This window comes from Pseudomonas phytophila (assembly GCF_025643095.1).
GTDB lineage: Bacteria > Pseudomonadota > Gammaproteobacteria > Pseudomonadales > Pseudomonadaceae > Aquipseudomonas > Aquipseudomonas quasicaspiana.
Window position 1 is genome coordinate 1,892,334 of sequence record NZ_CP081201.1, and the last position, 14,238, is coordinate 1,906,571.

Genomic DNA, 14,238 nt, shown 5'->3' on the forward strand with positions numbered 1-14,238 from the left:
AGTCCTTTGGGAGCCGCGACACGTTACCAGATGCCGGGGTTTGCTGCCGCTCAGGCGCGCATGTCAGTGAATAATGAACTTGGTGAAGTCGCATGCGTTGCGCGTGATCCCCAGAATGTCGGCCATGAATCGGTCATCTTCAGTGCTGCGGTGCATGGCTTTGTAAGAAATCTGCGGCAGCGCTGGCGTGACATCCAGGCGCTGTAACTGTTTGCGATCCAGCACGTGCCCCAGGCAGTGTAGCGGCAGGCAAGCGGTTGCAAGTCCGGACACCGCCAGGCCGATCTGCGCCAGCAGGTTATTACAGGTAATGGACTTGACGATGTCGATACCTTTCATCTTGAACCACTGCCCGTAGGCCATCCCCATGCCAGACAGCGCGCCCTGAATGATCAGCGTGCGCGACGCCAGTTCTTCCAGCGTCATACTCTTCTGTTCACCCGCCAGCGCCGGTGTACACATCCAGGCGTTTTCCACCGAGTCGAGAATCTCAGCGGAGAAGCGATTGTCCTGAAAGATGTCCGGAACAATGATCAGATCGATGGAGTTGCTGGCCAGGCGCTCGTAAAGCACCGGGCTCAGGTCCACTTCCGGAATGATCTCCACCAGCGGATAAGCGCTGCGAATGCCATTGACCAGATCCGGCAACCAGGTCAGCGCGGTCAGCTCTGTAACTCCCAGACGCAGCTTGCGTTGCAGGTTCTCCGGGCTCTCCAGTCGCTGCAGCATCGCGTCCCGCTGATTCAACAGACTTGAAGCCAGAGCCACCAGTTCTTCACCCATGGGCGTGAGTTGCGCACTGCGTCGTGAACGGTCGAACAGCGGTTGCCCATAGCGCGTTTCCAGATCCTGAATGCGCTTGGAAATAGCTGACTGCGTGGTGTTCAGGTGATCGGCTGCCGAGTCGAAGCTGCCCAGCCGGGCGACCCAGAAAATCGCTTCAATCTGCTTGATGGTAATCATCTTCAAGTCCTGATTCTTTCCTCGAAAGATGCCTTTAAGCGATGAATAAAGCCAACTAAAAATCGCTTTTTGTTCGTTTTGGCAATCAGTAGTCTTCAGAGCAACCGAGCCTAAACCCACAGGTCACTCACAATGTCGTACCCGCTTTCGAACAAACTGAACCGTTTCGCATCGTCCGCCAGTGTTGCCGCGAAAGCGCGGGTCATGGAGCTGGAGGCTGCTGGCAAGAAGATTCTCGACTTCTGCGTAGGCGAGCCGGATTTCGTGACCCCGACCTCGATTATTGAAGCGGCGCGTACTGCGGCTCTGGCAGGGCAGACTCGCTACACCGCGACCACCGGCACCAAGCAACTGAAGACCGCCGTGCAGCGCAAGTTCAAGCGAGACAACGGTCTGGATTACTCACTGGCCGAGATCGTCGTGGGTTCGGGTGCCAAGCAACTCATCTACACCGCGTTCACTTGCACTGTGGATGATGGTGATGAAGTGATCATCCCCGCGCCTTACTGGGTCAGCTACCCGGACATCGTCAAGCTCAATGGTGGAGTGCCGGTGATCCTCGAATGCCCGGACTCTCAGGGTTTCAAGCTCAAGCCTGAACAGCTTGAAGCCGCGATCACGCCTAAGACCAAATGGCTGGTGCTCAACTCGCCGAACAATCCTAGCGGTGCGATTTACAGCGAAGCCGAAATGCAGGCCATCGCCGATGTGCTGGTGCGTCATCCTCACGTTTGGCTGATGACCGACGAAATTTACGAGTATTTCAATTACGCCGGTGCCACGTTGCCCGCACCGGCTGTGCAGGCCCCGGAACTCAAGGAACGCACCCTGGTGATCAACGGTGTTTCCAAGGCCTACGCCATGACTGGCTGGCGCATTGGTTACGCGGGTGGTCCGCTGCTGCTGATCAAAGCGATGGACAAGCTGATGTCGCAAAGCATCGGTGGCGCATCGGCGGTGAGTCAGGCTGCCGCAGTGGCAGCGCTGGAAGAGGGTGGTAGTTTCGTGGAGGAGGCGGCGCGTGTGTTTGGTGAGCGTCGCAATCTGATCATCGAATTGTTGAATGACGTGCCGGGCCTCAAGTGCCTGGACATTGAAGGGGCGTTTTATGCGTACCCTAACTGCGGCGGCCTGATTGGCAAGCGCACGCCGGACGGTGTGGTGCTGCAGTCGGATCTGGACGTACGCAACTATTTGCTCGAAAGCGCCAACGTGGCGGTTCTGGATGGCGCGGCTTATGGGCTTTCACCTTATTTGCGTCTGTCGTTCGCCACGTCCACCGAGATCATTACCGAAGGGTGCCGGCGGGTGAAGGAGGCATGCCAGGCATTGAGTTGAGGAAAGTCTTGAGCAAAAACTGTTTTCTAAAAAACTAAAAAAAGATCCGCTTTTATTTCTGCCCTCATTCTTGAAGAGATACCGATCATGATGAAAAAGGTTTTGCTTACTTTGATGGGGTTGATGGCAGCAACCACGGTAATGGCTGACGGCCTGCAGGACGTCAAGGACCGCGGAACACTGCGCTGCGCGACATTGACTGACAGCGTGCCCCTGGGCTACCAGGACCCGACCACCCGGGAAATCGTCGGGCTGGATGTTGACCTGTGCAAGGCGCTCGCCAAGCATTTGGGTGTCAAGGCGGAGCTGCAAGGTGTTGCCGTCAGTGCGCGGATTCCAACGCTGATTTCCGGTCGCGCCGACGTGGTGGCCGCTGCTCTGGGTTACACCAAGGAGCGTGCCGAGCAGATCGATTTTTCTTCGGCTTACTATCAGGTGCCGATCAAGGTGCTGGTCAAAGGCGACAGCGGTATCAAGACCTTCGCCGACCTGGCCGACAAGCGCGTCAGTGCTATCAAGAGTTCCACGCCTGAACTGTATGCACGCCAGCAGATCACCGACGCTAAAGTCGTAGGTTTTGAAGACGCACCTTCAGCGTTTCTTGCTCTGCAACAAGGCAAGGTGCAAGGCATGGCCATGACCGAGCCTGCGTCGATTCGCTTTCATACCCGCAGCCAGAACATGCGCTTTCTTGATCAGGCGCTGCACTTCGAGCCTAACTGCGTAGGTGTCAAAAAAGGCGAAACCGCACTGACCAACGCTATCAATCAGGCATTGGTGGACATGGAAGCCAGCGGTGAGCTGCAAGCACTGTGGGATCACTGGTACGGCGATCAGACTGAATACAAGCTGGTACGTGAGAAGAAACTCACCGCGCTATCTGATTTCCAGTGATTGAAAGCGGGCCGCTTCACGCGGCCCGATCGAGGTGCATGTGTCAATTTTCAATGGCTTCGGTTCCCTGCTTCAGGGGGACTACCTGCAAGCGTTTCTGGGCGGTGCGGGGGTAACGCTGCAGTTGTTCTTCATTTCGGCGGTGCTGGCATTCGTGCTGGCTTGCCTGTTGATGGGCATCCGGCTGATCCCCGGGCGGGTCGGCGATTTCGTGGTGGCAGTCTTCGTTGAATACCACCGCAACGTGCCTAGCCTCGTGCAGTTGTTCGTGTGGTACTTCGGCATCCCGCAACTGCTGCCGATGGCCGCTCAGGACTGGATCAACGGCCACGGCGGCGAAGTGATCTTCGCCATCATCGCTCTGACCCTGAACAGCGCCGCTTATGTTTCCGAAGACCTGCGCAGCGGCTTCCGTTCGTTGCCCAACGGCCAGACCGAAGCGGCCCGTGCACTGGGGATCAATTACGTGCAGACCCTGCGCAAGGTTCTGATTCCCCAGGCCATGCGCGCGTCGGCTCCGTCGTTGGTCAACCAGGCGCTTTCGCTGTTCAAGACCACCGCACTGGCCATGGCCATCGGTACCGCAGAAATGATGTACATCACGCGGCAAATCGAAGGCGAAACCTACATGACCTTCCAGACCTTTGCCGTGGCAAGTCTGTTCTACCTGATCGGCTCCTGGACGATCATGATTCTGGGTGCCGTCTGGCAGCGACGCATCGATCTGCGGATGGCGAGGTAACCATGCTCGAGATTCTTCACGATTACGGGATTCTGCTGCTGGTCGGCCAGTATCCACAGGGTCCGCTGGGCGGTCTGGCGCTGACCATCATCATCGCGTTGCTCGCGCTGATTATTTCGTTCCCGCTGGCAGTCATGATGGGCCTGGCGCGTACGTCATCCATTGCACCGATTCGCAACGTGGCCATGGGTTACACCTATGTCGTGCGGGCGATCCCGCTGCTGCTGCTGATCTTCTGGTGCTATTTCGCGGTGCCGCTGATTACCGGCATCAACATCTCCGGCTTCGTCACCATGCTGGTGGCACTGGTGGTGTACGAGGGGGCTTATCTGGGTGAAGTGGTAAGGGCCGGGATCAACGCGGTGCCCAAAGGCCAGGTTGAAGCCGCCCGTGCGATTGGCATGAGCTACGGCCAGTGCATGCGCAAGATCGTGTTGCCGCAGGCACTGTTCAATATGCTGCCGAGCATCCTCAACCAATTCATCATGATCACCAAAAACACCTCACTGGCCTATCTGATTGGTACGCAGGAAGTCACCTTCGCTGCCTATCAGATCAACAACCAGCTATTGACCCAGCCGTTCGAGGTCTATGCGCTGCTGGCCGGTTTCTACTTTGTGTTGTGCTTCTCGCTGAGTCGTCTCGCCAAGTGGCTGGAAGACACCATCAACCGCAAGCGCCTGGGTTCTGCCCGCGTCCAAGATGACAGCGTCGAAGAAAATCCAGTTCTGGTGGGGCAACCGAAATGATTGAATTCAAGAACGTGAACAAGTGGTACGGCGAATATCGCGCACTGAGCGATATCACCGAGCAAGTATCGGCCGGTGAGGTGGTTGTCGTGTGTGGGCCGTCGGGGTCGGGTAAATCCACCTTGATTCGTACCGTGAACCGCCTGGAAGAGATTCAGGACGGCAGTATTCTGATTTCCGGCGAGGACGTTCATGCCTCGAAAAAGAACCTCAATGCCTTGCGCAGCCGGGTGGGTTTCGTCTTCCAGAGCTTCAATCTGTTCCCGCACATGAGCGTGCTGGATAACGTGATGATCGGGCCGATCACCGTGCTTAACCGTAACAAGACCGACGCCGCGAAAACTGCTCGTGACCTGCTGGCCAAGGTCGGGTTGGCACACAAGGCCGATGCGATGCCGCTGCAGTTGTCCGGTGGTCAGCAGCAACGGGTAGCAATTGCCCGTGCCTTGGCCATGGAGCCGCCGGTGATGTTGTTCGATGAGCCGACCAGCGCGCTCGACCCGGAAATGGTCGGTGAGGTGCTGCAGGTCATGAAAGACCTCGCGTCCGAAGGCATGACCATGATTTGCGTGACCCATGAAATGGGCTTTGCCCGGGAAGTGGCTGACCGGATCTGGTTCATGGACGCAGGGCAGGTACTGGAACGCGCTGCGCCGGAAGATTTCTTTACGGCGCCGAAACACCCGCGTGCGGCCAAGTTCATCTCTGACATTCGAGCCCACTGATGAAACCGTCAGCATCGCCGCACCTGCCGGTTCGCAAGGACTGGCTGGCGCGGGTGGATGAGCCTGCGATCGATCCGCAGTTGGCGATTGTCGATGCACATCACCATCTGTGGGATCGCCCGGAAAACCATTACCTGCTGGATGACTATCTCGACGACATCGATAGCGGTCATCGGATCGTGGCGTCGGTGTATGTGCAATGCCGCTCGATGTTCAACATGGATCGGCCTGAGGCATTCCAGTGTGTGGGCGAGGTGGAGTTCGCCAACGGTATCGCGGCGCTCAGTGCCAGTGGGCTTTACGGCCCGGCGCGGATTTGCGGCGCGATTGTGGCCGGTGCGGATTTGCGTAGGGGGCAGGCTGTGGTGCCGGTACTGGAAGAGATGCTTGAGCGGGCCGGGCCAAGGTTGCAGGGCATTCGCAATGTAACGGCCTGGCACGCCGATCCGCAGGTGGTCTCCAATCCCAAACCGCCACCGTCGGGCATCCTCATGGACACCGATTTCCGCAAGGGCGTGAACTGCCTCAAAGATTACGAACTGACGCTGGACGTCTGGAGTTATCACACCCAGCTTGAAGAGGTGCTGGATCTGGCCAGTTCGTTCCCGAACCAGATGATCGTGCTGAATCACGTGGGCGGACCTGTTGGCGTCGGACCTTATGCTGGCCGCCGGGATGAGGTTTTCGCCGAGTGGTCGCGGCTGATCTGCCAGTTGGCTAATTGCCCGAATGTACGGATCAAGCTGGGTGGGTTGGGCATGAACGTCGGTGGCTTCGATCTGCACACTCGCGAGTTGCCTCCTGATTCGGACACGCTCGCCGCATTGTGGCGGCCGTACATCCTGCATTGTATTGATGCTTTCGGTGTCGAGCGTTGCATGTTTGAAAGCAACTTTCCGGTTGATAAGGGGATGTATTCCTATGGCGTCATGTGGAATGCCTTCAAGAAGATAACGGCCAACTTCACGGCTGAAGAGAAGCGCTTTCTGTTTAGTCGGACAGCCGTGTGTACCTATAACTTGATGATTGCTGATTAGTGCCTGCGGCACGTTAACAGCCTGGGCTGTTATTTAGATTTTTAGTCTGTCCGGTCTTCGGGGCGCGGTGTCGTTCGCCTTGAAGAAAGCTTCATGCCGTTTTCTGTTGTTTGATTTTGAATGTTTATTTAACTCATGACAGGGCAGGGCAGTTGGTTTTGCTCAGTCAATTATTGCGAGGCTGCATCATGTCCAGTGGTTTCAGAGTATTAAAGCGTGCCCGTCAGGTCAGTGCTGAACAGGTCGAAGGTTATCGTCAGGTGCCCGTGGCCAACGTCAGTGATTCAATGAACCGGATGACCGCCGGGGGCGTGACTTTGCGGCCCATGCACCGTTCGGGTGTGCTCGCCGGTCCTGCGTTGACGGTTAAATCCCGCCCCGGCGATAACCTGATGGTGCATTACGCCCTGGACATCGCTCAGCCGGGCGATGTGATTGTGGTGGATGCCGGGGGTGATCTGACCAATGCAATTATCGGCGAACTGATGGTCGCTTACGCCATCAAGAAGCGCTTGGGCGGTATTGTCATCAATGGCGCCATCCGTGATGCGGCGAGTATTGCTGCAGGCGACTTCCCGGTATTTGCCGCAGGTATTACTCACCGTGGTCCTTATAAAGATGGTCCCGGGGAGATCAATGTTCCGATTGCAATCAACGGTATGGTGATCGAACCGGGCGACATGATTGTCGGCGACGATGACGGCCTGTTAAGCATTCCTTTTGATGAAGTTGACAGTGTTCTAAACAAAGCCAGCGCCAAACATGCGGCTGAAACTCAGCAACTTCTGGATATTGCTGAAGGCAACAGCGATCGGAGTTGGGTTATCAATAGCCTGAAACAGAAAGGCTGCGTATTACCGGAATAAGCGTTACGAAACCGTGGCCAATCGACGGGAAATGACCCGGTATCACAGGCGGCTGAAACAGATGGTAAATCCGTAGGAGGCTGGCTAAAATCCGCGCGCCTTCTGCGGCTTGAGCCAATCGGACGTGACCGATTGGCCTCAGGACCGAACCACGACCCTGGGTCGACATAATTTATAAAGCTGGAAGGCCCGTGAAAATGAGGACGTCCAGCTTTTTTTGTGTCTGCTTTTCGGGGGTAAACTCGCCTTGTGCGCTATCAAAGCGCTTGCAGGTCCAGCGAACATGACGCAAATTTCCGAACGCCTGTTGGTCCAGGCCCATCTCGATGCCAAACAGCCCAAAGAGCTGAGCATTGAAGAGCAGGCTCACTACCGTGCTGCGATTGCGGCCGAGCTCAAGGCACAGGATGCTGTGCTGGTGGCGCATTACTACTGCGATCCGGTCATTCAGGCGTTGGCGGAAGAAACCGGCGGCTGCGTATCTGATTCGCTGGAAATGGCCCGTTTCAGCAATAACCATTCAGCGAAGACCGTGCTTGTCGCTGGCGTGCGGTTCATGGGCGAGACTGCCAAGATCCTCAACCCTGAAAAACGCGTGCTGATGCCGACGCTTGAGGCGACCTGTTCGCTGGATCTGGGCTGCCCGGTGGATGAGTTCACGGCGTTCTGTGATCAGCACCCGGAGCGTACGGTGGTGGTTTACGCCAATACCTCGGCAGCGGTCAAAGCCCGTGCGGACTGGGTAGTGACGTCCGGGTGCGCGCTTGAAGTCGTCGAAAGCCTGATGGACAACGGCGAGAAAATCATCTGGGCGCCGGACAAGCATCTGGGGCGTTACATCCAACGCGAGACCGGTGCTGACATGCTGCTCTGGGACGGCGCTTGTATCGTCCACGAAGAGTTCAAGTCCAAGCAGCTCGAAGACATGAAGGCGCTGTATCCGGAGGCGGCGATTCTGGTTCACCCTGAGTCGCCCGAGTCAGTGATCGATCTGGCTGACGCCGTGGGTTCCACCAGTCAGATGATCAAGGCCGCACAGACGCTGCCGAACAAGATGTTCATCGTGGCCACCGATCGGGGCATTTTTTACAAGATGCAGCAACTGTGCCCGGACAAGATCTTCATCGAAGCGCCGACTGCCGGTAACGGCGCTGCCTGCCGCAGTTGCGCGCACTGCCCGTGGATGGCGATGAACACTCTTGAGCGTACGTTGCAGTGCTTGCGGGAGGGGAGTAACGAGATATTTGTCGATCCGGCGGTGATTCCCCATGCAGTCAGGCCGTTGCAGCGGATGCTGGACTTCACCCAGGCCGCGAGGATGAAGCAGTCGGGGAATGCTTGATTGTCGCCTGCAAATGATTGACCTGTAGGAGCTCGCTTGCCCGCGATAGCGATTGACCAGATAAAAACAGGGAGCCTGACGCACCGCAATCGCGGGCAAGCGCGCTCCTACACAGACTGTGTGAAAACTACTACGCTCGGCAATACTGCGTTAAAAACAGGCGAAAAATGCTCATTTAGAACACCTAGACTCCGCTTTTTCGCCTGTTTTTGCCTTGTCTTGCCGTCGCTCGCTACGTTTTCACACAGTCTGTACAGGATCAAAACTTGCAGCGCTACATCATGTCCTTGACCATCCGCTCCTGATCCGCCAATTCCTTCTGCCGCGCATCAATGCGTGAAGCCAGCTGGAAGTTGTTGTTCGCCCGACGTTTGGCGAAGTCCAGTTGCTGGATGGCCTGCCTGAAATCACCCACCAGCGCGAAGTACTCGGCACGGGCCTGATGCAGGCCGATAGTGTTGCCATTCAAACCGCGGGTTTCAGCGACCAGATACCAGATGTCCGGATCATCAGGACGACTCTTCAGCAGCCCGTTCAGGGACTTTTCCGCTTCGGCGGTACGATTCTGTTTGAGCAGCACATCAACTCGCACCTGATTCAACGGATAGTTGTCGGGGTACTGAGTCAGCATCCGGTCAACCCGCTGTTGCGCGTCGTTGAGTCGGTTGTTGGTGATGTCCAGATCGATCTGCGTCAGGTTGTAAGTGATGTCGTTCGGCGACTTGTCGAGCAACGGCTTGAGGGTTTCCCGGGCTTCGTTGAGTTGCCCGCCCTTGATCAACGCGATAGCGAGGCCATAACGTGCAGGTTCGGATTTAGGGTTCTCGGTCAATTGTGCGCGGAAGCGCTTGGCCGCGATGCCGGGTGTTTCTTCGTAGATCAACGCTACACGAGCGCGCATCAACTGATAGCGCACGCTGTCTTCCTTGCCCCCCGGCTTGGCTTGCTCGGCGCGGTTACGGGTATCTGCGATCCGCGATTCTGTTACCGGGTGAGTCAGGAGGAATTCGGGTGGCTTGGCATCGAAGCGATACTGACGCATCAAACGTTCAAACATGGTCGGCATGTTGCGCGGGTCGTAGCCGGCTTTCTCCAGGTTGAGAATGCCGATCCGGTCAGCTTCCTGTTCATTCTGACGCGAGAAGCGCCGCTGTTCCTGGATAGCCGCAGCCTGTGAACCTGCGATGGCGGCAATGCCCGCATCTCCGGCCCCGGCAGCCGCCATCACGATACCCGCCAGCATCGCTGCCAACACAGGCACCTGCATGCGCTGTTGGGCTTCAACACCCCGGGCAAAGTGGCGTTGCGACAAGTGAGCCAGTTCGTGGGCCAGTACTGAGGCGTATTCGCCCTCAGTTTGAGCATTCAGGAACAACCCGCCGTTCACGCCGATAATCCCACCAGGAGCTGCGAAGGCGTTGAGTTGCGGGCTGTTGATCAGAATGAACTCAAGGCGTCGGTCCTGCACCTGACTGGTTTCCGCCAGGCTATAGACCGAGGTCTCGACGAAGTCCTTGAGTTGCGGGTCCGAAAGTTGCGCGACCTGGGCTCGCAGCAGTCCAAGCCAGGCACGGCCCAACTGGTGTTCCTGCTCCGGCGAAACAATCGCGGAACTGGCATCGCCAAGGGATGGCAAGTCATCGGCATGCGCAGGAACAGATAGCAGGCATGCGAGCGTCAACAGGGTGGGGCGCAGAAAATTCATCCATGGAGCTCTGAGTTGGAGAACCTCTACTGTAGCTGTCTCCATGGCCTGATGACCAGAGTGCGGTATTCTTCCGGGCTGTAAGACGTATCTGAAAAAACATTTTGCCTTCGCATGGCAATTTGATGTGCCTGCCTGGAGAGAAACGATGTCTGACGCTGTAACGCGCCCCGAAAGCTGTGATGCCGAAGTCGACGCCAGTGGCCTTAATTGCCCGCTGCCGCTGCTCAAGGCCAAGCTTGAGCTCAACCGCCTTTCCCGAGGTGACGTGCTCAAGGTCATCGCTACCGACGCTGGATCTCAGCGTGACTTCCGTTCCTTTGCCAGGCTTGCTGGTCATGAATTGCTTCATGAGGAAGCTGACGCGGGGATCTACACCTATTGGCTGCGCAAGGCGTAACCCACCGGGGCTCATCCGCTTTCACAAGGATTCTTGATGTTCAACGTGCTTCGCAACTGGGTACAACGCTACTTCTCCGATGAAGAGGCCGTGGTACTGGCGGTGTTGCTGTTTCTGGCATTCACCATTGTTCTGACGCTGGGCGGCATGCTGGCGCCGGTGCTCGCCGGGATGGTGCTGGCGTTCCTGATGCAAGGGCTGGTGAGCCTGCTTGAGCGTTTTCGCGTTCCGGAGTCCGGTGCTGTTGGTCTGGTCTTTATGCTGTTCATGGGCGCGCTCCTGCTGTTTTTACTGGTCTTGGTGCCGCTGCTCTGGCATCAATTGATCACCTTGTTCAACGAGCTGCCGGGCATGCTTGCAAAGTGGCAGTCGTTATTACTGCTGTTGCCCGAGCGCTACCCGCATCTGGTTTCCGATGAACAAGTGCTGCATGCCATTGAAGTCGCGCGGGGCGAGATCGGCAAATTCGGTCAGTGGGCGCTGACGTTCTCGTTGTCGAGCCTGCCTTTGCTGGCGAATATCATGATCTATCTGGTGCTGGTGCCGATCCTGGTGTTCTTCTTCCTCAAGGATCGGCGTCTCATCGGTCGTTGGGTCGTCAGCTATCTGCCGCGGGAGCGCGCTTTGATGACGCGAGTGGCCGAGGAGATGAATCGGCAGATCGCCAATTACATCCGTGGCAAAGTCATCGAGATATTTATCTGTGGCGGCGTGACCTACATCGGTTTTGTGGCGCTGGGCCTCAACTATGCGGCCTTGTTGGCGATGCTGGTGGGTATTTCCGTTGTGGTGCCCTACGTAGGCGCGGTCGTGGTAACCGTTCCGGTGGCGCTGATCGCCTTGTTTCAGTGGGGCTGGAGTGACCAGTTCATCTATCTGATGGTGGTCTATGGCGTGATTCAGGCGCTGGATGGCAACGTGCTGGTGCCGCTGCTGTTCTCGGAGGCGGTCAACCTGCACCCGGTCGCAATCATCTGCGCGGTCCTGTTGTTTGGCGGGTTGTGGGGCTTCTGGGGGATTTTCTTCGCGATTCCGCTGGCGACGCTGTTCAAGGCCGTGCTGGATGCGTGGCCAAGGCAGGAGCCGACCGTGGCACCGCTTTTGTAAGTGTCCAGCCTTATCGTCGGAATGCCGCCCAGGCCAAGCCTCGCGCCCACATGAGATTGCGTCCATATGTGGGAGCGAGGCTTGCCCGCGATGGGGGCGACGCCAATTCAGAGTCGATCAGGCTTTATTCAACGCCTGAGCCTTCTCCAGCACGGCTTCCACATGCCCCGGCACTTTCACACCGCGCCATTCGTGGCGCAGCACGCCATCCTTGTCGATCAAAAAGGTGCTGCGATCCACGCCAAGGTATTCCTTGCCGTACAGCTTCTTGAGCTTGATCACATCGAACAGTTGGCAAAGGGCTTCGTCCTTGTCCGAAATCAGCTCGAACGGGAACGATTGCTTGGCCTTGAAGTTCTCGTGGGACTTCAGGCTGTCTCGCGACACGCCAAATACCAGCGTGTTGGCCGCCTGAAACTGCTCGTGCTGATCGCGAAAGTTCTGACCCTGAGTGGTACAGCCCGGTGTGCTGTCCTTCGGATAGAAGTAAATCACGACCTGCTTGCCCTTCAGTTCGGCCAGGCTCACGGCCTGCCCGCTGGTGGCTTGCACCTGAAAATCACTAACCGGTTGATCTACTGCTACAGCCATGGGATTTCCTTACATAGGAGCTTGCGGACGCCACGGTTCAATCAGTGCATCGAGGTTCAGCGCGTCGGCGAAATCCAGGAACTGATCGCGCAGCCAACTGATCTGGATGCCCGCAGGCAAGGTCACGGTGAAGGTTGCGTTGAGCATGGTGCCACCGGTCTGCGGAGCCAGATAGGTATCGCAGATCAGGTTTTCCAGTTCCACATTGTGATCCATGAAGAACTGGCACAGCTCATTGATGATGTCCGGGCGATACGCCGAGCTGACGTAAGCCACGTAAGGCAGCGCCTCTGGACGGCTTTCCAGCGTGGCACTGCGCACCACACTGGTAGTGAAGTCATGTTTCTTGGACAGGCCGGGGAGGCCGGTTTCCAGGCGGGCCAGCGCATCCCAGCTACCGGAGACCTGCAGAATCAACGCGCTGTATTCGCCGTGACGGGTCAGGCGTGAGCTGACAACCGAGCAACGACTTTCGTGACTGGCACGGCACAGGACGTTGGTCAGCTCCATTGGGTTTGCGCCAAGGGCACTGATGACAAGGAATTGTTCGCGAACTGTGGGGGTGGACGACATGCAGCATTCCTAGATGATGAGCGGTCGGTACATTTATTGGCTTGCAGGACCGAATCGACGATCAACAGCGCCAGACACCCGCCGCAGCTTCTGGCGGAGTGCGTCTGCCTGATTACCGAAGGCAGGCTGCAACAGCGCTGGAGCAGGGGTTCTGACGATAAAATCGACCGATTGAAGGAGGCGCGCAGATGACCAGTACCGATCAAAGAACGAAGGGTAGCGAAAACCATCGCTCAGGGGAATGCTCACAGCGTGGTACTTCGCTTGTACTAGGCTGATAGCGCCAGTACCATTACCGCTCTCTTTTTCCGGCAGGAGCGGTTTGCATGATTGCGGGCAGTATGGTGGCACTGGTCACACCCATGGATGCACAGGGACGTCTGGACTGGGACAGCCTGAGCAAACTGGTGGACTTCCACCTGCAAGAAGGCACCAACGCCATTGTTGCCGTTGGCACCACAGGTGAATCGGCCACGCTCGATGTGAACGAACACATCGAAGTGATCCGTCGTGTGGTCGATCAGGTTGCAGGTCGTATTCCTGTCATCGCAGGTACCGGCGCAAACTCCACGCGTGAAGCGATCGAGTTGACCAACAACGCCAAGCGCGCTGGCGCCGATGCGTGCCTGCTGGTCACGCCGTATTACAACAAGCCGACCCAGGAAGGGCTGTATCAGCACTTCAAGACTATCGCCGAAGCGGTCGATATCCCGCAGATTCTTTACAACGTGCCAGGCCGAACAGCCTGCGACATGCTGCCTGAAACCGTCGTGCGCCTGTCCACGGTGCCGAATATCATCGGTATTAAAGAAGCTACGGGCGACCTGCAGCGTGCCAAGGCCATTCTGGCCGGTGTCAGCAGCGACTTCCTGGTGTATTCCGGTGATGACCCTACGGCGGTCGAACTGATTCTGCTGGGCGGCAAGGGCAATATTTCCGTAACGGCCAACGTTGCACCGCGCGCCATGAGCGAGCTGTGTGCCGCCGCCATGCGCGGGGATGCCGAGACTGCGCGGGCCATCAATGAAAAGCTGATGCCGCTCAACAAGACCCTGTTTATCGAATCCAACCCTATCCCCGTGAAATGGGCCCTGAACGAAATGGGTTTGATGCCGGACGGTATCCGTCTGCCGCTCACCTGGCTGAGTCAGGCCTGTCACGAACCGCTGCGTCAGGCCCTGCGCCAGTCCGGCGTTCTGGTTTAAT

At 57.2% G+C, this 14,238-nt stretch carries 15 protein-coding genes; 11 read left to right on the forward strand and 4 right to left on the reverse strand.

Annotated elements, in window-relative coordinates; genetic code table 11:
* Positions 1 to 63: 63 nt before the first annotated feature.
* On the reverse strand, positions 64 to 963 hold the full coding sequence (locus K3169_RS08455) for a LysR family transcriptional regulator (protein WP_263271004.1): 900 nt from the start codon (positions 961 to 963) through the stop codon (positions 64 to 66).
* A gap of 132 nt (positions 964 to 1,095) precedes the next feature.
* Between K3169_RS08455 and K3169_RS08460 the strand changes: the two genes are divergently transcribed.
* The 8 genes from K3169_RS08460 to nadA all read left to right on the forward strand — a co-directional run bounded on the left by K3169_RS08460 (position 1,096) and on the right by nadA (position 8,656).
* On the forward strand, positions 1,096 to 2,301 hold the full coding sequence (locus K3169_RS08460; protein WP_231675579.1) for an aminotransferase class I/II-fold pyridoxal phosphate-dependent enzyme: 1,206 nt from the start codon (positions 1,096 to 1,098) through the stop codon (positions 2,299 to 2,301).
* Between the two features lie 87 nt (positions 2,302 to 2,388).
* Entirely contained in the window at positions 2,389 to 3,195 is an 807-nt protein-coding gene (locus K3169_RS08465) for an ABC transporter substrate-binding protein (protein WP_206361721.1), read from the forward strand.
* 40 nt (positions 3,196 to 3,235) lie between these two features.
* On the forward strand, positions 3,236 to 3,937 hold the full coding sequence (locus K3169_RS08470) for an amino acid ABC transporter permease (RefSeq protein ID WP_206361720.1): 702 nt from the start codon (positions 3,236 to 3,238) through the stop codon (positions 3,935 to 3,937).
* A gap of 2 nt (positions 3,938 to 3,939) precedes the next feature.
* The gene (locus K3169_RS08475; RefSeq protein ID WP_263271008.1) at positions 3,940 to 4,686 is read left to right on the forward strand and encodes an amino acid ABC transporter permease; all 747 of its coding nucleotides are present in this window, start codon (positions 3,940 to 3,942) and stop codon (positions 4,684 to 4,686) included.
* Entirely contained in the window at positions 4,683 to 5,411 is a 729-nt protein-coding gene (locus tag K3169_RS08480) for an amino acid ABC transporter ATP-binding protein (protein ID WP_099269081.1), read from the forward strand. The genes K3169_RS08475 and K3169_RS08480 overlap by 4 nt, the downstream gene beginning before the upstream one ends.
* On the forward strand, positions 5,411 to 6,448 hold the full coding sequence (locus K3169_RS08485) for an amidohydrolase family protein (RefSeq protein ID WP_263271011.1): 1,038 nt from the start codon (positions 5,411 to 5,413) through the stop codon (positions 6,446 to 6,448). Before K3169_RS08480 ends, K3169_RS08485 begins: the two co-directional genes overlap by 1 nt.
* Before the next feature lie 188 nt (positions 6,449 to 6,636).
* Complete coding sequence (locus K3169_RS08490) at positions 6,637 to 7,314, forward strand: RraA family protein (protein ID WP_099269083.1); 678 nt, start codon at positions 6,637 to 6,639, stop codon at positions 7,312 to 7,314.
* A 283-nt stretch (positions 7,315 to 7,597) separates the two neighbouring features.
* Positions 7,598 to 8,656, forward strand: a complete 1,059-nt coding sequence (nadA, locus tag K3169_RS08495) for a quinolinate synthase NadA (RefSeq protein WP_263271013.1) — start codon at positions 7,598 to 7,600, stop codon at positions 8,654 to 8,656.
* Between the two features lie 274 nt (positions 8,657 to 8,930).
* Here nadA and K3169_RS08500 read toward each other — a convergent pair whose 3' ends face one another.
* The gene (locus K3169_RS08500; RefSeq protein ID WP_027899145.1) at positions 8,931 to 10,361 is read right to left on the reverse strand and encodes a M48 family metalloprotease; all 1,431 of its coding nucleotides are present in this window, start codon (positions 10,359 to 10,361) and stop codon (positions 8,931 to 8,933) included.
* Positions 10,362 to 10,509: 148 nt separating this feature from the next.
* On the opposite strand from K3169_RS08500, the gene K3169_RS08505 reads away from it, so the two are divergent.
* Together K3169_RS08505 and K3169_RS08510 are read left to right on the forward strand one after the other, a co-directional pair.
* Positions 10,510 to 10,761 (forward strand): sulfurtransferase TusA family protein, encoded by a 252-nt coding sequence (locus K3169_RS08505; RefSeq protein ID WP_122807912.1) that lies wholly within the window; start codon positions 10,510 to 10,512, stop codon positions 10,759 to 10,761.
* A gap of 36 nt (positions 10,762 to 10,797) precedes the next feature.
* On the forward strand, positions 10,798 to 11,868 hold the full coding sequence (locus K3169_RS08510) for an AI-2E family transporter (protein WP_099269086.1): 1,071 nt from the start codon (positions 10,798 to 10,800) through the stop codon (positions 11,866 to 11,868).
* A 117-nt stretch (positions 11,869 to 11,985) separates the two neighbouring features.
* Here the strand turns inward: K3169_RS08510 and K3169_RS08515 are convergent, their stop codons facing one another.
* Positions 11,986 to 12,459, reverse strand: coding sequence for a peroxiredoxin (locus K3169_RS08515; RefSeq protein ID WP_231675577.1), 474 nt, complete (start codon positions 12,457 to 12,459; stop codon positions 11,986 to 11,988).
* 9 nt (positions 12,460 to 12,468) lie between these two features.
* Positions 12,469 to 13,032 (reverse strand): glycine cleavage system protein R, encoded by a 564-nt coding sequence (locus K3169_RS08520; RefSeq protein WP_027899149.1) that lies wholly within the window; start codon positions 13,030 to 13,032, stop codon positions 12,469 to 12,471.
* 326 nt (positions 13,033 to 13,358) lie between these two features.
* On the opposite strand from K3169_RS08520, the gene dapA reads away from it, so the two are divergent.
* The gene (gene dapA / locus K3169_RS08525) at positions 13,359 to 14,237 is read left to right on the forward strand and encodes a 4-hydroxy-tetrahydrodipicolinate synthase (protein ID WP_027899150.1); all 879 of its coding nucleotides are present in this window, start codon (positions 13,359 to 13,361) and stop codon (positions 14,235 to 14,237) included.
* Position 14,238 lies beyond the last annotated feature (1 nt).